Annotated in this window: 16 protein-coding genes; 9 read left to right on the top strand and 7 right to left on the bottom strand. The window is 60.7% G+C overall.

Annotated elements, in window-relative coordinates; genetic code table 11:
* Nucleotides 1-55: 55 nt before the first annotated feature.
* From P8K07_17285 to P8K07_17270, 4 genes are all read left to right on the top strand, one after another.
* A complete protein-coding gene (locus P8K07_17285) occupies nt 56-559 on the top strand; it encodes a 6-carboxytetrahydropterin synthase (protein ID MDG1960277.1) in 504 nt (167 codons plus the stop codon).
* Nucleotides 546-1,379, top strand: a complete 834-nt coding sequence (locus tag P8K07_17280; protein MDG1960276.1) for a dihydropteroate synthase — start codon at nt 546-548, stop codon at nt 1,377-1,379. Before P8K07_17285 ends, P8K07_17280 begins: the two co-directional genes overlap by 14 nt.
* A complete protein-coding gene (locus tag P8K07_17275) occupies nt 1,376-2,110 on the top strand; it encodes an SDR family oxidoreductase (protein ID MDG1960275.1) in 735 nt (244 codons plus the stop codon). The genes P8K07_17280 and P8K07_17275 overlap by 4 nt, the downstream gene beginning before the upstream one ends.
* Nucleotides 2,111-2,245: 135 nt before the next feature.
* Nucleotides 2,246-3,670, top strand: a complete 1,425-nt coding sequence (locus P8K07_17270) for a sulfatase (GenBank protein ID MDG1960274.1) — start codon at nt 2,246-2,248, stop codon at nt 3,668-3,670.
* 12 nt (nt 3,671-3,682) lie between these two features.
* Here the strand turns inward: P8K07_17270 and P8K07_17265 are convergent, their stop codons facing one another.
* The gene (locus tag P8K07_17265; GenBank protein MDG1960273.1) at nt 3,683-5,500 is read right to left on the bottom strand and encodes a sodium/solute symporter; all 1,818 of its coding nucleotides are present in this window, start codon (nt 5,498-5,500) and stop codon (nt 3,683-3,685) included.
* 238 nt (nt 5,501-5,738) lie between these two features.
* Here P8K07_17265 and P8K07_17260 point away from each other — a divergent pair, with 238 nt between their 5' ends.
* Nucleotides 5,739-6,275, top strand: coding sequence for a GNAT family N-acetyltransferase (locus tag P8K07_17260; GenBank protein ID MDG1960272.1), 537 nt, complete (start codon nt 5,739-5,741; stop codon nt 6,273-6,275).
* Here the strand turns inward: P8K07_17260 and P8K07_17255 are convergent.
* Nucleotides 6,272-6,877, bottom strand: a complete 606-nt coding sequence (locus P8K07_17255; GenBank protein ID MDG1960271.1) for an HAD-IA family hydrolase — start codon at nt 6,875-6,877, stop codon at nt 6,272-6,274. The two genes, P8K07_17260 and P8K07_17255, sit on opposite strands and share 4 nt — an antisense overlap.
* Before the next feature lie 47 nt (nt 6,878-6,924).
* Nucleotides 6,925-8,070, bottom strand: a complete 1,146-nt coding sequence (locus P8K07_17250; GenBank protein ID MDG1960270.1) for an acyl-CoA dehydrogenase family protein — start codon at nt 8,068-8,070, stop codon at nt 6,925-6,927.
* A gap of 119 nt (nt 8,071-8,189) precedes the next feature.
* Here P8K07_17250 and P8K07_17245 point away from each other — a divergent pair, with 119 nt between their 5' ends.
* Together P8K07_17245 and P8K07_17240 are read left to right on the top strand one after the other, a co-directional pair.
* Nucleotides 8,190-9,395 (top strand): thiolase family protein, encoded by a 1,206-nt coding sequence (locus P8K07_17245; GenBank protein ID MDG1960269.1) that lies wholly within the window; start codon nt 8,190-8,192, stop codon nt 9,393-9,395.
* Nucleotides 9,392-9,832: an OB-fold domain-containing protein gene (locus P8K07_17240; GenBank protein ID MDG1960268.1), complete on the top strand. Its 441-nt coding sequence runs from the start codon at nt 9,392-9,394 to the stop codon at nt 9,830-9,832. Before P8K07_17245 ends, P8K07_17240 begins: the two co-directional genes overlap by 4 nt.
* On the opposite strand, the gene P8K07_17235 is transcribed toward P8K07_17240, so the two are convergent.
* Nucleotides 9,829-12,009, bottom strand: coding sequence for a bifunctional alpha,alpha-trehalose-phosphate synthase (UDP-forming)/trehalose-phosphatase (locus P8K07_17235; GenBank protein MDG1960267.1), 2,181 nt, complete (start codon nt 12,007-12,009; stop codon nt 9,829-9,831). The genes P8K07_17240 and P8K07_17235 overlap by 4 nt on opposite strands.
* 73 nt (nt 12,010-12,082) lie before the next feature.
* On the opposite strand from P8K07_17235, the gene P8K07_17230 reads away from it, so the two are divergent.
* Nucleotides 12,083-13,915: a cation:proton antiporter gene (locus P8K07_17230; GenBank protein MDG1960266.1), complete on the top strand. Its 1,833-nt coding sequence runs from the start codon at nt 12,083-12,085 to the stop codon at nt 13,913-13,915.
* On the opposite strand, the gene P8K07_17225 is transcribed toward P8K07_17230, so the two are convergent.
* From P8K07_17225 to P8K07_17215, 3 genes are all read right to left on the bottom strand, one after another.
* On the bottom strand, nt 13,912-15,246 hold the full coding sequence (locus P8K07_17225; protein ID MDG1960265.1) for an MATE family efflux transporter: 1,335 nt from the start codon (nt 15,244-15,246) through the stop codon (nt 13,912-13,914). The genes P8K07_17230 and P8K07_17225 overlap by 4 nt on opposite strands.
* A gap of 44 nt (nt 15,247-15,290) precedes the next feature.
* Nucleotides 15,291-16,265, bottom strand: coding sequence for a hypothetical protein (locus tag P8K07_17220; GenBank protein ID MDG1960264.1), 975 nt, complete (start codon nt 16,263-16,265; stop codon nt 15,291-15,293).
* Between the two features lie 108 nt (nt 16,266-16,373).
* Complete coding sequence (locus tag P8K07_17215) at nt 16,374-16,949, bottom strand: histidine phosphatase family protein (protein ID MDG1960263.1); 576 nt, start codon at nt 16,947-16,949, stop codon at nt 16,374-16,376.
* A gap of 108 nt (nt 16,950-17,057) precedes the next feature.
* Between P8K07_17215 and P8K07_17210 the strand changes: the two genes are divergently transcribed.
* On the top strand, nt 17,058-18,002 hold the full coding sequence (locus tag P8K07_17210; GenBank protein MDG1960262.1) for a class I SAM-dependent methyltransferase: 945 nt from the start codon (nt 17,058-17,060) through the stop codon (nt 18,000-18,002).
* Nucleotides 18,003-18,026 lie beyond the last annotated feature (24 nt).

Genomic DNA, 18,026 nt, shown 5'->3' with positions numbered 1-18,026 from the left:
GTCAGGACCTTGAAACTACGTCCCGCCAAGCTCGGAATCGAAGCGTCAGACCAAAATGAACAACTGGGCAATCACCTTGAGCAAGGAGTACTTCAAGTTCTCCTGCGCACATTTCCTGATCTTTCCGGATGGCTCCAAGGAGCGACTGCATGGTCATAATTACCATGTAAGCGTCGAGATCGAGGGCGACCTCAGCGAGAAGGGGCTGGTCATCGACTTCATTGATGCCAAGCCGGTCATCCGCGAGCTCTGCGACTCTCTCGATGAACATTGGCTGTTGCCGTCCGAGCATCCCGAACTCGAGATTACCGAGTTGGAAGATAATCATACGAGCGTGGTCTATCGAGACTGTCGCTACCTCGTCCCAAGTCCCGAGGTCGTGCACCTCCCGATCAATAATACCTCTGTCGAAAACCTGGCGACCTGGTTCAGCGATACTCTGAGGGGACGCTTGGTGGAAAAATTCGGCGCGACGCAGGTTCGTCGCCTTCGCGTCGCGATTTCGGAGACCAGCGGGCAAAGCGGTGTCTGCGAGTACCGGAGTGATGACAACCGCTGAGTCTCGTTCGGCCGAGGTCGGCAATCGCCCCGCTGCGGAACCTTATGCCCCGAAACTTCTATGTGTCGTGAATCTCTCGCCGGAATCCATGGTCGAGGATTCAATCGCGCACACCCCGGACGAAGCCCTCGCTCGAGCTCTCGATCTTCAATCTCATGGCGCCTCCATCATCGACCTCGGTGGCCGATCGATTACTCCCGATGCGCCGCAGATCGGCGACCCGGAGGAGCAACGGCGCCTGGAACCTGCCGCCCGGCGCTTGCGCGAAAATAGAATTCCCTTCTCGATCGACACGTGGTCGCCGGACACCGCCTGCGCCGCCGTGGACTGGGGAGCAGACGTCATAAACTTCACCGGGCAACATGCCTCGGCCGAAATGCTCGCAGCGATTGCCGGAGCCAAGGCCTCTCTGATCCTCACGCATATGCCCTACGGCAATGCCTATGAAATGCGCACTCGCCCGCGTCTCGCGGCGCCGACAGATGCCGTCGGGGCGATTCTGGAATCACTCGAACCACGGGTAGCCGAAGCCCATCGTGCCGGGATCGAAGACGTGATCATCGACCCTAATCTGGGAATCATTCACCCCGAGACGGATGACTTCGAAAAAATCCACCGGCAACTCGAGATCGTCTGGCAAGCGGACCGACTCCGCGCGCTGGGCTGCCCGCTGCTTTTCTATGCCGCCCGCAAACCCGAAAGATTGGCACGCATCATGATGGCGTCTTCTGTCCTCCATGCGCGCGCCGACTATATCCGCACGCACGATCCCTCCACCTTGCGCGCACTCCTGCGCCACAACGCCGCGGAGACTTCATGAGCGATACGCCGCTGTCAGGAAAAAACGCCTTCGTCACCGGAGCCGCCCACCGCACCGGGCGCGATCTGGCACTCGGCCTCGCCCGCTCGGGAGCGGACGTCGCGATTCACTTCCACACCAACGAGGAAGCCGCCCACAACGTCGTCTCGGAGATCGAAGCGATGGGACGCCGCTCTCTCGCCGTTCAGGCCGACCTGACACAAGCGGACCAAGCCGCCAACGCAATTCAGGCCGCCGAAACCGCACTCGGGTCGATCGAGATTCTGGTGAACAACGTCGGCGTCATTGTCTGGAAGACGCTCGACGAAATCACACCTGCGGATTGGCAGCGCTGCATTGACGGTACGGTGACCTCCACGTGGAACACTTCGCGCGCAGCGGCCTGCGGCATGCGGGCTCGCGGCTTTGGACGCATCATCAACATTCTGGACGCCGACGCCGACGCGCTGGCACCCGTGATCTTTGCGACCCCCTACAAGATCGGCAAGACAGCCACCTGGGTGCTGACGAAATCCATGGCTAAAAACGAAGCCCCGCATGGCATCACTGTCAATGCGATCTCGCCTGGCGTTCTTGCGAACTCGGAAAAAGAGGTCCCTCTGGAGCGCATTCCCGCGGGCCGCCCGGGGACCAGCGAAGACCTGGTCGGTGCCCTGCTCTATCTCTGCAGCGACGCCGCCGCCCATACCACCGGCACCAACATCAAGGTTTCGGGCGGCTATCTGATCTGAGGGCGTTTAGTTCCTGGATTGGTGCCCGGCGATATTGCGGGATTCAGGTCCGCCAAAACTCTCGGTCCCCCTGCGGCTTGTGAGCCCCGCAGACGGGACTGGACTCCATCCCGAGAAAGCGCAACATACTGAGGCGTGCCAGCATTCCGACACCCATTCACAAGCGCCCTGGGAGCATTCCTGCTCGCATCTTGTCTCGCCTGCCAACCCGAGCAGCCCAAAACAGCCAATTCAAATTCTGCGGACTGCATCATTGCCGTGACCATCGACACCCTTCGAGCCGATCATCTCCCGATGTATGGCTACCCGAGAGCCACGGCTCCTTTTCTGACGAGACTCGCCGAGCGCGGCGTGGTCTTCGAGAAGGCCTTCAGCGCGTCTTCACACACGGCACCCTCGCATGCCTCGTTGTTCACCTCGTTGTCGCCCTCCGAGCATGGGGTTCGAAAAAACGGCGACAGACTCGACGCGTCCACACTGACGATCGCCACCGAAATGCGAAATTCCGGCTATCGCACGGGCGCATTTTCAAGCGTCGGCTGGCTGCGCCAGATCGGTCAGGGTTTCGAAAATTTTACGGCCAACGAATCCGGGTACACTCGCGGCGACCGGCTGGTCGATGATGCGCTGGCGTGGCTCAAGAAAATCCCGAAAAACGAAGCGAAGTTTCTATGGCTGCACTTCTTTGACGTCCATGAGTTTCAAGAAATGCAGCCGGCCGACAAGACCATGGAACCTGATCCCCATTATGCGGCCGCTAAAAACGCGCTGGCAAGAAACAGCCAATCACCTCCCGATTGGGAACAAATCCTCAACCGGGACCACGGCGTCCCACCCCGGTTGGCCACGCGTATTCTGCCCCAACTGATCGCATCTGTCTCCGACTACGACACGCGCATCCGCTACGTCGACGGCGAATTGGAGCGACTCCACAGCGCCCTGCCCGAGTTCTGTGGCCCCGAGAAAACGCGTTGGTTCGTCACCTCCGATCACGGCGAGGGGCTTCTGACGAGCGGACGCATGGGGCATGGGCGCTACCTGCACCACGAACAACTCCACGTGCCGCTGATCTACTACGCGGCTGATCTCGAACACCCCGGAACCCGCGTACCGCAACTCGTTCGCCTCGTGGACCTTCCTGCAACGATCGCCGAGGCCGCGGGAGCGCAATGGCCCCTAGGCAAGGGCTATTCCCTGCTCGGACTGACGGGTGGTGATGCTTCGCAGTATCCGGTCCGTCTGAATTTCGCGCAAAGACGACCCGCATCCACAAAGCGTCTCAAGTTGGGATGGACGGAGGGAGAGGTCATGACCATCCACGATGCAGACAAGCGCTATATCCTGCGGACAGAGGCTCCCGATCTCTTTTTCGACCGCTCCGTGGACCCGTTCGAAACCAAACCTCTCTCACCAACCGATCATCCCGAAGCCAGCCGCTGGCAGAGGATGGCCATTGAGGAATGGGAAAGAGTGCAAAACGCCGAGACCTCAGCAAAGAACTCGGCATCAACAAATCCACGCTACCGCGAACAGCTGCGCGCTCTGGGCTACATCGAATAACCGCGCACCCGCTCAATAGAAATAATAGAGCACAAAGGTCACCGCCGCCGTCAGCAGCGCAGCAAGCCAGCGATCATCGCGCAACGAGACAGGCCCGCCGTTCTCTGCATCCGGGCTCTGCCCGAGATAGGCCGCGAACAAAGCCAGCGTGAAGCCGGCCGCCAGAACGCCTGCCACACCCGCCCGGAGCCAACCCGCAGCAAGGAACCCCGCAAGGAACAAATTGCCCAGCAAATAGAACACACACCAGCGAGCGAGTCTCTGCAGATGGGCCGTGGTCGTGCCGGTGACCGTGGTGAAAAGATAGGCGTCGGTTGCCGGGTCGCGCTGGGTGGTCCGGCTGACCAGGGCGTGAACAGTAAAGCAGGCCAAGGCCGTCAAAAACGTGCGATGCATGAAATTGAGCTCATACCCGAACGTTGGCAGCGTCGAGGCGCCTGCGACCTGCGCGGCATAGGCCCATTCCAGAGCCACGCCGACAATCGGTGCTGTCAGGATCGCTGCCGACGCACCACGAGCGGTTGCGCGCGGCGAAAACATCCCCATCAGAAAGGCCACCAGAAGCCCCGGTGTGAGATAAGATAGCTGGCGCGATAGCTGGAGGAAGAAATTCCCCTGTGAGTTCGGGTCGTAGGTCGTCGCGGCAAGAAAAGCCGCCAGTGAAACCAGAAACACCACGACGATTCGTCCCAGACGAACAAGATCCGCGTCCTGCGCCTCGCGGTGCAAATGCTTGCGGTAGATATCAAAGGAAAACAGGGCTGCGGCCGAGTTCAGCATCGAGTCGATCGTCGAGAGGATCGCGCCGAGCAGGCCTGCCGCCACCAGCCCGAGCAGACCGCGACCAGCGGGAAGCACCAGACTCATCAGAACCGGAAAGGCTTCATCAGGGGCCACCTGCACATCCCCCATCCGCGCGGCTACCAATTGCGCGGCAGCCACGCCGCCGGCGATCGAAAAAAAGGGCACCAGAAGCTTCAGAAACCCACCCGCAAGAATACCGTAGCGTGCCTGCTGCTGGCTGCGCGCGGCGAGCGTCCTCTGGACGATATACTGGTTGGTGCACCAGAAGGAGAGATGCAGGACCATCAGCCCGGTAAACACACCGGTCCATGGCAAGGATGCATGATCCGCCGGCAGGTAGAGGTGCATGCGTTGTTCGGGTCGCGGCACTGCCGCATCGTTGGCGAGCAGACCGGAAAAACCATCGATCTCGGGCTGCGCAAAGGTCGCAATCGCCACGAGAATTCCCGAAACCAGAAGCAGACCCGACTGAATCACATCCGTCCAGACCACCGCCCGCATCCCACCGATGATCGTGTAGACGCCGGTGATGGTCGCCAGCGCGACCACGCCGCCCACATATCCCGGGTCGAGAATGGAGTCGCGCAGCAGAAGCGACATCGACCGCGAGCCGACATAGAACAAGGCTGTCATCTGGGCTGCGATCAACAAAAGCGTCGTAACCGAGTACAGCAGACTCGCGCGCTCATCATAGCGAAGGGCCAGGTACTCCGAGAGCGTATGAACACGCAGGCCGGCAAAGACCGGCAGCAGCAGATAGGCCAGCGCCAAGAGCGCAAAAACGGCGCCCAATTCAAAATGGCTCTGCGCAAAGCCGATCGAAAAACCCACCCCCAGCATGCCGACGAGATGGTTTGCCGACACATTCGTACCAAAAACAGAACCGGCCACCCCCCACCACGGCATGGAACGGCTTGCGAGAAAATACTCGTCCGAGGTCTGACCGCGGCCACCGGCGAGAAGACCGATGCCCATCACGGCCGCCAGACAAACGAGGAAGACCGCGAGGTCGAGCCCGCCTAGCATAACCGTCCTCGCGTTGGCTTCGTCGCGAGCCGCGCGCAATCACCCCCGGACGCTTTATTTCGCATCCCAACCTCCGATTCACGCAATGACGGCCAACCCACGCCATGAGGAAACTCTATCCGACCCGCGTCGGCAAGCGCGACGAGCCCCTCAGAAGCGATACGGCTCGCAAGCGGCATCTCGCGCCACAAGATCCAGTGGCATTGCACCCGGCCAAACTGCCGGATATCCCGGTTTGATGGCGGCGGCCGGAAAGCTGGTAGTTCTGCAGCAAAGGCATCGGCGGGCTCTGGAGGATTTCCTTGGCGAATTCGACGCCCACCCCGATCAGCTCCACGCCTACTTCACCCCACGCACCGCATCGATCGACGAGGCGATCGCCTTTCTGTCCGCCGCGCGAGACGAGGACAAACTGCTTCCCGGACGCGTACCGGCCTCGACCTGGTTCTGGGAGGCCCGCGGCAGGTTGCTGGGCGTCGTGAACCTGCGCCACCGCATGACGCCCGCACTGGAAGAGATTGGCGGTCATATCGGCTTTGCCGTTGCGCCATCTGCTCGCCGTCAGGGAGTCGCCGGGGCGCTGCTGGCAAGAACGCTCGACGAGGCACGCCTGATCGGACTGGAGCAAGTCGCTCTGACTTGCGACGGCGCCAATCAGGCCTCGGCTCGAACCATCGAAGCCGGCGGCGGCCTTCTCGTCCGAGAAGGTTGGTGCGAGGCAAGCCGGAGCCATCAACGCTGGTACAAGATTACGGTCCCCGCAGGCCGAGCCTAGTCCTCGGGAAGCCTCAGCCCCAATGCACGTGCCTCGGTCAGGAAGGCATCATGCGCAGCCCGATCATAGCGCACAGCGGCAAACCCCGCTCCGGCAGCGACGTGCACATTATCCTCGAGATCGTCCACGTAGAGCGTCTCCTCCGGCACGAGAGAGTACTCCTCGATCGCTTTGCGAAAAATGAGCGGATCGGGTTTCAGGCAATGACTGCTGTAGGAATAGATCCCGCCACTGAAGTGCCGGAAAATCGAATAATCGCGGAAAAGATGATCCTTGTGGATATCGCTTGTATTGGACAGCAAGAGCAGGCGATGGGTCGCACGCGCCTTCAGCACCACTTCCCACATTGCATCGATCGGGGTGAAGATCTCCTCCCAGATACGACGAAAATCCGCGGCGCTTTTCTGGAATCCGAGAGTCTTCATGCCTGCCGACACAAACGCATCTCCGTCAATCGCTCCGATCTCCAGATCGTATTTGAGCTCGGCCAACCGCTCGAGGGGATCGCCTGTCGCCGTGCTCGCCGCCTGGAATTTCGGCCGAGCCCGGCCGAAGTCGAAACCCACCAGAACATTTCCTATGTCGAGGAGAAGCGTCTTCATCAATTCAGGCCACGGACCTCCAACGGGTGACCACACCCGCCGGTCGGTCAGCTGCGCATCAGATAGTTACGCGCGATCACGACGCGCTGGATCTGCGATGTGCCCTCGTAGATCTGCAGGAGCTTGGCATCCCGCATCAATTTTTCGACCGGGTATTCCTTCGTATAGCCATAACCGCCAAAAACCTGAACGGCGTCGGTCGCGCATTTCATCGCCAGATCGGCACCATAGGCCTTGGCGATCGCCGAGGTGCTCGTCCGCTTGATGCCGTTATCGACTTCCCAGGCCGCCTTGAGCCACAAAAGCTTCACAGCTTCCTCGGCCATGACCATCTCGGCGATCATGAACTGCACCGCCTGATGCTGGGCAATCGGGACGCCAAAGGTTTTACGCTCGAGCGCATACGCTCGCGATTCCTCGGCGCAGCGACGGATAATGCCGCTACAAATGGCCGCGATCATCGGGCGGGATTTATCAAACGTCTCCATCGCAATCGCAAAGCCCTGACCGGGTTCGCCGAGAAGATTATCCGCGGACAGACGGACGTCCTCGAAAATTACGTCGGCTGTATCGGAAGCGCGCTGCCCGAGTTTATCTTCCTTCTTGCCGGAAGAGACACCGGGATGATCTTTGGGCACGACAAAAGCGGTGATTCCCTTATGCCGAAGCGACGGGTCGGTCGTGGCAAAGCCCGTATACCAACTGGCGTGGCTCGCGTTTGTGATCCACCGCTTCTGGCCATTGAGAATCCAGTCGTCTCCATCCTGAACGATCCGAGTTTGCATGCCGGCGACATCCGAGCCCGCTTCCGGCTCACTGCAGGCATAGGAAGCGAAAATCGGATCGGCAATCAGAGAACCGAGGTATTTCTCTTTCTGCGCGTCGGTTCCGGCAATCATCAAAGGCAGGGACGCCAGATGGTTCGCCATGATGCTGGTCGCGATCCCCGAGCAACCATAGGCCAGTTCCTCGGTCACAAGGCTTCCCCCAACGGTAGACAGACCAAGCCCGCCGAGGGATTCGGGGATTTCGACATTCATCAAGCCGACCTCCCAAGCCTCGCGGAAGACATCGGCAGGCCACTCCCCGGTCTCGTCGTATTTTGCCGCAACCGGGACGATTTTCTCGGCCGCAAAACGGCGGGCTGTCTGGATTAACGCTTCTTGCTCATCTGTCAGTGTCGGATCGAACATATCAATTACCTCAATTCTCTACCTTAGGGGCTGAACGCCTGTTGTTCCAGTGGGAAAGGACACCGGATCGCGGCTCTGGCTTCCTCGGCAAACGGGGCCAAACAGGGTAGAAGACTTCCGTGACAAGCAGCAAGGATTGGGGATTTGCCGAGAACCTGGACGGGATTCGCGGCGAGGTCGCGATCGCCGGGGTCGGCGAGTCCGAACATACGCGTGCCTCGGGCCGGACACCGAGTGAAATCACCGCTCAGGCCATCGAACGTGCCCTCGAGGATGCCGGCCTGCCTCCCGATCAAGTGGACGGACTGATGTGGAACTCCACTCTCGACGGATTCGATGGCCAGGCCTTCCGCGATCATTTCGACGTCCAGCAGGAAATTTGGGAATCCGACCAGGGCGGCGGCATGGTCTGGGCCGGGACCGCTCCCTATCAGGCAGCGCAAGCATTACGCAGGGGCCAGGCGAAATATATTCTCAATATCTTCTCGGTTGCCTGGGCTACCCAACGCGCCGACATGACCGGTGGACCCGGACAGTTCCACGCAGCCGAACTCTTCAAGCAAAACCTCGAATTGCCATTTGGCTGGTTTCCCCAACCCATCTATTTCGCCACCATTGCGCGCCGACATATGCACGAATTCGGGACCACCGAAGATCAGCTGGGTGCCATCGCGGTCGCTGGCCGTCGTCATGCGAACCATAACCCCGCCGCCGTGCTCCACGAGCGGCCACTTTCGCTGGAGCAGTATCGCGAGAGCCCCAAAATTGCCGACCCCTTCCGCAAGGAGGATTGCTGCCTGATCTCGGACGGCGGCGGCGCCTACTTGATGACCACCGCAGAACGCGCCCGCGACTTGCGACAGACACCCATCACGGTGGCCGGCGTCGGTCTGGGCACCTCGCATACAGGGATGCATTGGGCCGAACAAAGCGATTTCACCGCGACCCCGCAGGTCTTTGCCGCACCAGCCGCTTTTGCCATGGCAGACCTCTCGCCTGCCGATGTCGATGTCTTCAGCTGTTACGATCCGTTCACCATCGTCACATTGATGCAGCTCGAAGACATGGGCTTTTGCCCCAAAGGATCCGGCGGCGCCTTTGTCGAGGGAAAGCATCTGCATTTCGATGGCGGCGGTCTCCCCACCAACACGCACGGCGGAATGTTGAGCCATGCCTATGTTCTGGGGATCGCCCACGTGGTGGAGATCGTTCGACAATTACGCGGTCAGGCCGCAGCGCAGGTGCCGGACGCAAAGGTAGCCGTGTATGGCGGTTATACCGGGCCCCAGGCGTCCACGCTCCTTCTCGTTCGGGGGGATGCATGAGCCTGCAACGCGAGGACTTTCCCCTCCCGGATACCCGCTGGGAGCCTACGCGAAAATATTGGGAGGCCGCCGCTCGAGGGGAGTTGCGGATTCCGCAATGCGCCCGTTGCGGGCGCTGGGTCTGGTACCCGAAGGCAGACTGCCCGGACTGCTCCCATGCCGAGTTCATCTGGACGAAGCTCTCCGGGCGGGCCAACCTCTTCTCTCATGTCGTCGTGCGGCACGCCTTTCTTCCGCAGTATCAGAACCTGATTCCCTTTGTCCCCGCGCTGGTTGTTCCGGTCGAAGCGCCCGAGGTCAGAATCGCCACCCGCATCGTCGAAATAGAGCCTGAAGAGATCCAGATCGATATGCCCCTGCAGGTTGTCTTCGCACCCCTGCAATTCGATGGTGTCGAGGCGACCGTGGTCGCCCCCTTGTTTCAGCCCGCTCCCTAAAGGAGTCCGGCCAGCATCCGACGAACCGATTCAATATCCGGCACTCTTGTCGTGGCAATACTCCGGCCGTCCCCGACATGAATGGAGATAGCCCCCTCGGGCAAGGAGGCGAAAAGGTCCTCGTCGGTCTGGTCATCGCCCATCCCGACTACCATTGTTCCGTTCGCAAGTCCGTCCACCAAGGGCTTGACCACCGTACCCTTGTCCAGACCGAAGGGCCGTACCTCGATCACCTTGGCATCCGATACGATTTCCGCCGGAGAGTTGCTCAGGATTTGCGCCAGATGGGTGCGAATTTCGTTGGCCTGAAAGGCACCAAACTCGGCTTCCGCCCAACGGTAGTGCCAGGCAAGCGTTACCGTTTTTTCTTCGACAAGAGAGCCCGGCGTTCGCGCCGTGAAATTCTCGAGGATGTCGAGAACTCGCTGCCACCAATCCATATCTTCCGGCTTGGGTCTCGACTTCCACTGGTCGCTGTCCGCCGCGCGCGACCAGAATCCGTATTCGGCATGCAGGTCGATCGGGATCTCGCCAAACTGATTTTCGATCGTTTTTCTCGCCGCACCACTGATCAGATGAATCTCGGTATTGGGGCGAGCAGCCAATCGCCGCAAGAGATCAAGAATCTCATCGTCGGGTGTCGAAAGTTCGGGTACGGCCGCAACCGGGACCAGCGTGCCGTCGTAGCCGAGTAATAATTGGAGTTTCGGAGCGGCTCGCATGCTCTCGACCAAACTGGCGAGGTCCGGAGAGTCCGCCGCCATCCGCCCCACGGCTTCCTCACCCTCCACTGCCTCCTCGAGGGTGCCCAGAAAGGAGCCGACCCACCGATGCACGTCGTAGGAAAGCACCCTTCTTCGCAAGCCACGCATGCGCGCTCGGCGCTCTTCCTCCGGAAGTTCCAGGGCCCGCACGAAAATTTCGGCAGAGCGATCGATATCGAACGGATTGAGCATCAAGGCCTCGGCCAGTTCACTCGCCGCACCGGCAAATTCGCTGAGCACCAGGACGCCGTCGTCGTCGGTACGGGCCGCGACAAACTCCTTGGCCACCAAGTTCATGCCGTCCCGCACAGGCGTGATCAACATCACATCAGCCGCCCGGTACATCGACACCAACTCTTCATCGCTCAGACTGCGGTAGAGATAATGGATCGGCACCCAATCGGCAGTCCCGAACTGTCCGTTGATCCGTCCAATCATGGCATCCACTTCGTGCCGAAACTCCTGATAGGCGTCGACACTCTCTCGCGAAGGCACCGCTACCTGAATCAATCGGACCCGGCCATGATACTCCGGGTGCCGGCGCAGCATTGCCTCGTAGGACAGTAAACGGCGTCGGATCCCCTTGGTATAATCGAGCCTGTCGATCCCGAGCAGAATCTTCTCGCCCATTTTTTCGCGCAACTCGGACGCGCGGGTTCGGACCTCATCCGAATCGGTCAGCGCCACGAATTTTTCGACATCGATGCCCATCGGAAAAACGCCCAGACGAACCTCTCGTTCCTGATAGAGGACGCGATCCACGTCTGCGGCCACCCCGAGGACACGCAAGATCGAGGAGCCGAATTGGCGCATATATCCGGCCGTATGAAAACCGACCAGGTCCGCACCCAAAAGGCCTTCGAGCAATTTCTCTCGAGAGGGAAGGATTCGGAAGATTTCCGACGAGGGGAATGGAATGTGCAGGAAGAATCCGATGCGCGCGTCCGGGTAGCGCTCTCGAAGCATCGCCGGAAGAAGCATCAATTGATAATCGTGCACCCAGATTCGATCGCCGGGCCGATAATGCCTGCCGACTTCGTCGGCGAAGCGCCGGTTCACTCTTTCGTAAACGTCGAAATGTTCCACATAGAGCGGCAACTGGTCGAGCAGGTAATGGAAGAGCGGCCAGAGGACGCCATTGGAGAAGCCTTCGTAGAACGCCTTGACGTCCTCGGACTCGATCCACACGGGTGCCGCCCGCAGCTCATCGAGTCGCCGATGCAACCCCTCCAGCTCAGGTCGCGAAAAGTCGGCCACATCCCCGGGCCAACCGATCCACAGGGCATCCGAGCGCGAATGCGGTCCGCTAAGACCGGTGGCGAGACCGCCGGCACTCCGCTCGACGCGCAAATCTGCCCCATCGCGAGAAACCGTGATCGGCAATCGGTTGGATACAATGAGAAGTCTCGACATCAGTAGTTACAGGACCGGAGTCCATGATAAGAGTACCTGTGATCGGCGCAGAAACATAGAGGATGAATTCGCGATGACACAAACAGCCATCGGCGCCACAGCGCTCGCTCTCATGGCCGGAACGCTCGCTCAGGCCTTTGCTGCCCGTCTGGGACTGCCCAGCATTGTTCTGCTCCTTGCCACGGGGTTCCTGCTGGGGCCGGATTTCCTCGGCCTGCTCGACCCATCGGCGCTTGCCGGCGGCCGCGAAACCATCGTATCGCTTGCCGTCACGATTATTCTTTTCGAAGGCGGGCTGGCGCTCGATCTTGATCGACTACGCCGCCAGCAACGCAGCCTTCTGCTTCTGGTGACTCTTGGCGGGGCAATCTCGATGATTCTGGGCACCCTGGCCGCACGCTATGCGGTCGGGTTCTCCTGGTCTGTTTCGCTGCTTTACGGATCCCTGATGATTGTCACCGGGCCCACCGTTGTCACGCCGCTCCTCTCGCGTCTGAAGATCGAGAGGCGTTTGCGCGAACTCCTCATCAGCGAGGGCGTTCTGATCGACCCTATCGGCGCCATCGTTGCTCTGGTTGCCGCCGAATGGGTGGTTGGACATGCAGGCCTCCTCGAGTCCGGCTGGCTGGTAGTCATGCGGCTCAGCCTCGGGGCGGCTGCAGGCTTCAGCTCCGGAGTCTTGCTGGCCACGGTCCTGAAGCGCCAGTGGATACCGGAGCACCTCATCAATCCCACCGTCCTCGGAATCACGCTGGCGGTCGCCACATTTGCCAGCGGCCTCTCGGCCGAAGCCGGTCTGATGGCCGCAGTCGCACAAGGCGTCACGATGGCCAACCGGCAAATCCCCGGGATCGGCAAGCTGCGCAATTTCAAGGAAGCGCTCACGCTGATTCTGCTGGCATTTCTCTTCGTCACACTGGCCGCCGGCCTGCGGCTCGAATACGTGGAAGATCTCGGATGGAATGCCCTGATTGTCGTCGGCTGCCTGATCTGGATCGCACGTCCCCTGGGCGTCTTCCTCGCCACCTACGGCAGCGAGATGCCTCTGCGGGAACGCGTATTTGCCGCCTGGATCTGTCCGCGCGGGATTGTGGCGGCAGCCATCGCGGGATTGTTTCACCTGCAACTCGAGCAGAGCGGCATCCCCGGCGGTGCAGCCCTCGAAGCTCTGGTCTTTGTCACAGTCGCCTGCACGGTCACCCTGCAGGGCCTCACGGCGCGCCCCGTCGCCTGGCTCCTGAAGATCGACTTTCCCAGCCTGCTCGGTACCGTCATCATTGGTGCGGATGCCTTCTCTCGTCAGGTCGGGCGCCTGCTCACCGATCTGGGACGTCCGGTCGTGCACGTCGACAGAAACCCGGCACTCTGCGAACGCGCTCGCGCGGCCAAGCTGGTCGCGGTCGAGGGAGATGCGCTCTCTCTGGAAACGTTGGAGGCTGCCGGCGCCCGATACGCCGATGTGATCCTGGCGCTGACCGGCAACAACGCCTTGAATGATCTTGCCCTGCAAAAGGCGAGCGAGAGCTTCATGGCCGAGCGCTATCTGGGTCTCGGCTCCGATGCTCTGCCGAGCGAAGAGGGTATTCGACCGGGCAACGTTCTTTTCCCGGGGAACTTCCCCGGGATTCAGGAAGCCAGTCGCCTCACGCGTCTCGAAAAACTCGAAATCACGGACCGTATCGCTACCCCCCGGAAGGACGCTCTGAAACCACTCCGCGACTTGCCCTACGGCCCAGGGGAATTTGCTGTGGCTTTGGTGCGCAATGGCGCCGTGAACCTCGCCACCGGCGACCTGCAGCTATCCGTCGGCGATATGCTCTACACGGCACGAACGACGGGTCAGATCAGTCCTCTGGATGAGCTATTTTCCGGAAGCCAAAAGAAGCCACCCGGCCCCTCGGGCTAGACCTGCAAACGGGCCGCGCCAATCCCCGGCCAGATCCGCAGCAGACCAAAAAGAGCCCGTAAGCCGATCCAGGCGACGGTGATCCACCAAACCAGAACAAAAGATCCCGACCAGTCCGTTGGCAGAGTCATCAAGGCTACCGCTCCCGTGACCGTCGACAGAAGCATCACGTTTCGCAGATATCGGTAGTCGCCGGTGCCCCAATGAATGCCGTCTGTGACAAAGGAAAGCGCATTCAGCGGTTGTGCGATCGCCGCGATCCACCAGGCCGACCGAAAAATACTCTCTGCGGGGGGCGGTACCAGCAACCATATCGCGCCGGATTCAAGTCCGAGCATCGCGAACATCAAAAGCAAACCGGTCAACAGGGCCCAACCACAAGAGATCCCCGCCACCCGCCGTGCCGTACCCGTCTCGCCGGCGCCCAGGAAGAAACCGATCAGGCTCTGCGCGCTGGCGGCCCATGCATCGAGCAGAAAGGCACCAAAAACCCACGACTGCCGAATCGCCTGATGCGCCGCACCTTCCATCTCACCCAATTGTGTCGAGGCACGCGTGGCAAGGAGCAAAAAAAGGAGGAGAGAACCCGTTCGAACGACCAGATCCCGTCCCACAACAAAAAGCTCCCCGACGGACTTCAGATCCGGCAAAGCGCGCCCCCCGAGCCGACTTTGAGCCGCGAAGAAAGCGAGCACGGCGCCCCCCCATTGACTGATAACCGACGCAATCGCAACGCCCGCCAGGCCCATGGGGCGAACCGGTCCTGCTCCGAAAACCAGAAGGTAATCGAGCGCAATATTCAGCAAGTTCAGACCGACCGCGATCCGCAGCGGCGTCTGCATATCCTGAAGGCCCCGCAGCGCCCCGAAAGAGGCGAGGAGGAGCAGGATTGCGGGCGCTCCAAACAGACGAATCTCGAGATAGATCCGCGCCTCCATCGCCATGGTGGCATCGGCCCCCATAAACCGAGTCGCCGCGTCGATCCAGGGCCAGGCCAGAAGAGCCAGCGCCACACCGAGCAACAAGGCCGTCAGGGCAGCGGTCGACGAGGCCCGTCGCGCCCCCCGATCGTCGCCCGATCCCAACGCACGCGCCACCGATGTCTGGGTTCCGATTCCGAGAAAGTTGAAGGCCCAGAATAACCCCGACAGAAGGACCGTACCGACGCCAAGCGCCGCGAGAGAGGTGCCTCCCGCTCGCGCCATAAAGGCCGTATCCACCAACCCCGTAACGGGTTCCGCCACCAGCGAAATCAGAACCGGCAGCGCCAGCCCGAAGAGTGTGCGGTGCGGCCGTTCCAAAAACGGATGTTCGCCAAGGCTTGGCTTCATGGGGCTCCAGATTGCCCGCGTTCAACCCCGAGCAAGAGGACCTTTCAATCGCCGGTCCGGAGAAATTCAGACAAACCGTAACCGACTCGATCGCCCCATTGCCACTCGGTCATTCCCTCGCCGATGAAAGTCGTCTGTCCGCCACGCCGGTTCCGGAGCGGAATGAAACTTTTGACTTTTCCATCGATCTTGATGTCTTCCCCGCCGGTGGTTCGAGCGGCGACGGTCAGGCTGCGATGAAAGGGCGTTCCCTCCTCATATTCAGCATCGATATGGCAATCGACCAGACCTTCCATCCTGCCGTCGCGAACAAGGACGCCTCCGCGGCGAATATTGTCGGCATCGCGCTCGATCACCGAAACCATCGCTCCGGCATTGGGACCAAAATTCATCGTGAGCCACTCATAGCTCTGGATGGCTTGCCAATAGCGAGGGCCCCAGGAGTGATCGCGCAAACCATAGCCGGCAATCTGGATGGTTTCGTCACCCAGATCGATGGTGCCCTCAACCTTCATATGCTGCTCGTAGTGCGCCTTGCCGAACTGCTTTTCCGCCGGGCGATCGGTCTCATCATCGTCCTGCTTGCTGCCATACATCGGACCGGCCGCGGTATGCAGAAGATCGACCTTCACGCGGCGGAGTTCGTTTTCCGAAAAGGCCTTTTTGGGATCCGCCATTTGTCGCGGCTCGCTGAGTTCCAGAACCGAGCCCTCGTAGGTCGTCCGCAGACGCTCGGACGGCTCCTCGACCTGAAAGTGCATCCCGCCAGCCTGAAACGCATCGTTGTTGGCAATTTCCGGCCTTTTGAAGATGAACAGAACACGGCCGTCGGGCAGATAGAGCGTTGTGGTCATCTCGGCCTTGCCCTCGTTGGCACGGTTGCCGAGACGCAGAAAGCCGCCGGCCTGACGCTCCGGATCGAAAAAGTTGAAGTACATGCTCTCGTTGAAGTTTTCTTCAACGCCCAGAGGGTGCGTATAATCGTCGTCCGCCGTGATATTTCCCAAAACCTTCGCCATGATCCTGCCCTTTCGTTCCCGGCATGCGGTGAAGCACCAAACGCCATGTGGCCTCTCCCTTGATTAGCTCAACATCTGTAGCGGTTGCCAGTCCCGCGGGCTCTCGGGTCAGGAAAGCGTATTCATCCGCAGAATCGCCGGCGTCTCCCGCTCCCAACCGAGAACCGTGATCGTCCCGGTCGACAAGACAAAATGGCGACCCGCAGACGGCTCAAACCCCAACCACCGACAGACGACCACACGGCCGACATGTCCGTGTGCAAATAGCACCACCGGCCCGCGGGCCTCGCGTGCACGCTCGAGAACGCCATCGACCCGGGTCGCGACCTCGGCACCAGTCTCACCTCCCGGACAAGGATGGGAAAAAACCGTCCATTCCGGCACGGTCTTGCGAATTTCGGCGGTCGTGATGCCTTCGTATTCTCCGTAATTCCATTCCGTCAGACCGGGATCGAGGTCGAGCCCCTCCGAGATCCCCGCGAGCTCCGCAGTCTCACGAGCACGCTGCAAGGGACTCGATACGGCGAGCGAAAAATCCCAACCGGCAAGGATCGGTCTCAATTCTCGGGCTGCACGGCGACCATTTTCCGTGAGCGGGATATCGGTGAAGGAGGTATGCTGACCGGATTTGCTCCATGCGGTTTCTGCATGACGAACCAAAACAACCTGATTTCGCTGCGGCATACCGGAGATTAACCCTTTCCGGACAGCGCCGTCGAACGACCCGCGGAAACCGGCAAGGAATCACCCTCTTGCCCCCTGCTCCGGCACAGGGCATGAATGCCCGAGGCCATGAGCGACAACCGTTCCGAGACAGAGGCGATCACGCCCGAAAACTGCGTGTCCTGTGGAAGCACGCTGGCAGAGCGCTGGGCGCCTGTCATCGACCCGCAAACACGGGAGAGCTTTCGCGTTCTGGTCTGTCCGCGCTGCGGGCTCGGCCATACCGCGCCGCGCCCTCGGGATCTGGACCCCTACTACGGGGCGGAATATTATCAGGACGGCAAGCGGCATGGGTTTTCCGAGCAATTTCGCTTCCGCCAGCGGTTGCGCCACGTCCAGAAAGAAAAACAATCCCCGGCGAGACTACTCGACCTCGGCTGTGGCAGCGGAGGGTTTCTCCTCGTCGCTGCGGCCGCAGGTTTCGAAGTGCAGGGAACCGATCGCGGCGAAGCCGCCGCTCTCGCCCGGAGCCGCGGGCTGAACATCAGTGAAAGCCTGCAAACTCTCGTGGACGAGCCGCCCTTCGATGTCATCACGGCCTGGCATTCGCTGGAGCACTTCGCCGATCCGACCGAAGAACTGCGTCAGGCGCATCGCGCACTCGCCCCGGAGGGACGGCTGGTCCTCGCGGTCCCGGATGCCGGCGGCTGGCAGGCCCGCGTGCATGGACGCTTCGGTTTCGCGCTCGACGTGCCCCGACATCTCTATCACTTCGACAAGCATTCTCTGCAGCAGATCCTGAGCGAAACCGGATTCACAGTCGAAACGGTGCATCATCAGGAGATTGAGTTCGATGTCTTCGGATGGATGCAAAGCACCCTGAACGCACTTCTCCCGACGCCCAACCTGCTCTTTCAGAGACTGACCGGTAAAAGGGCACCCGATCGGCCCGGCGAGACAGCACTGAGCCTGTTGTTGGGTTCTCTTCTCTTTCCCTTCGCCGTCGTCGCGACGCTGGTTTCCACCGCCGTCGGACGCGGCGGCACTCTGGTTGTCGTCGCGCGACGCAGTTGAGAGTCGAGGGCAGAAGTTTCAGCC

The organism is Candidatus Binatia bacterium (assembly GCA_029248525.1).
Classification (GTDB): Bacteria; Desulfobacterota; Binatia; order UBA12015; family UBA12015; genus UBA12015.
The sequence above is the reverse complement of the archived record's forward strand: the minus strand, read 5'-3'. Positions and strand labels throughout refer to the sequence as shown.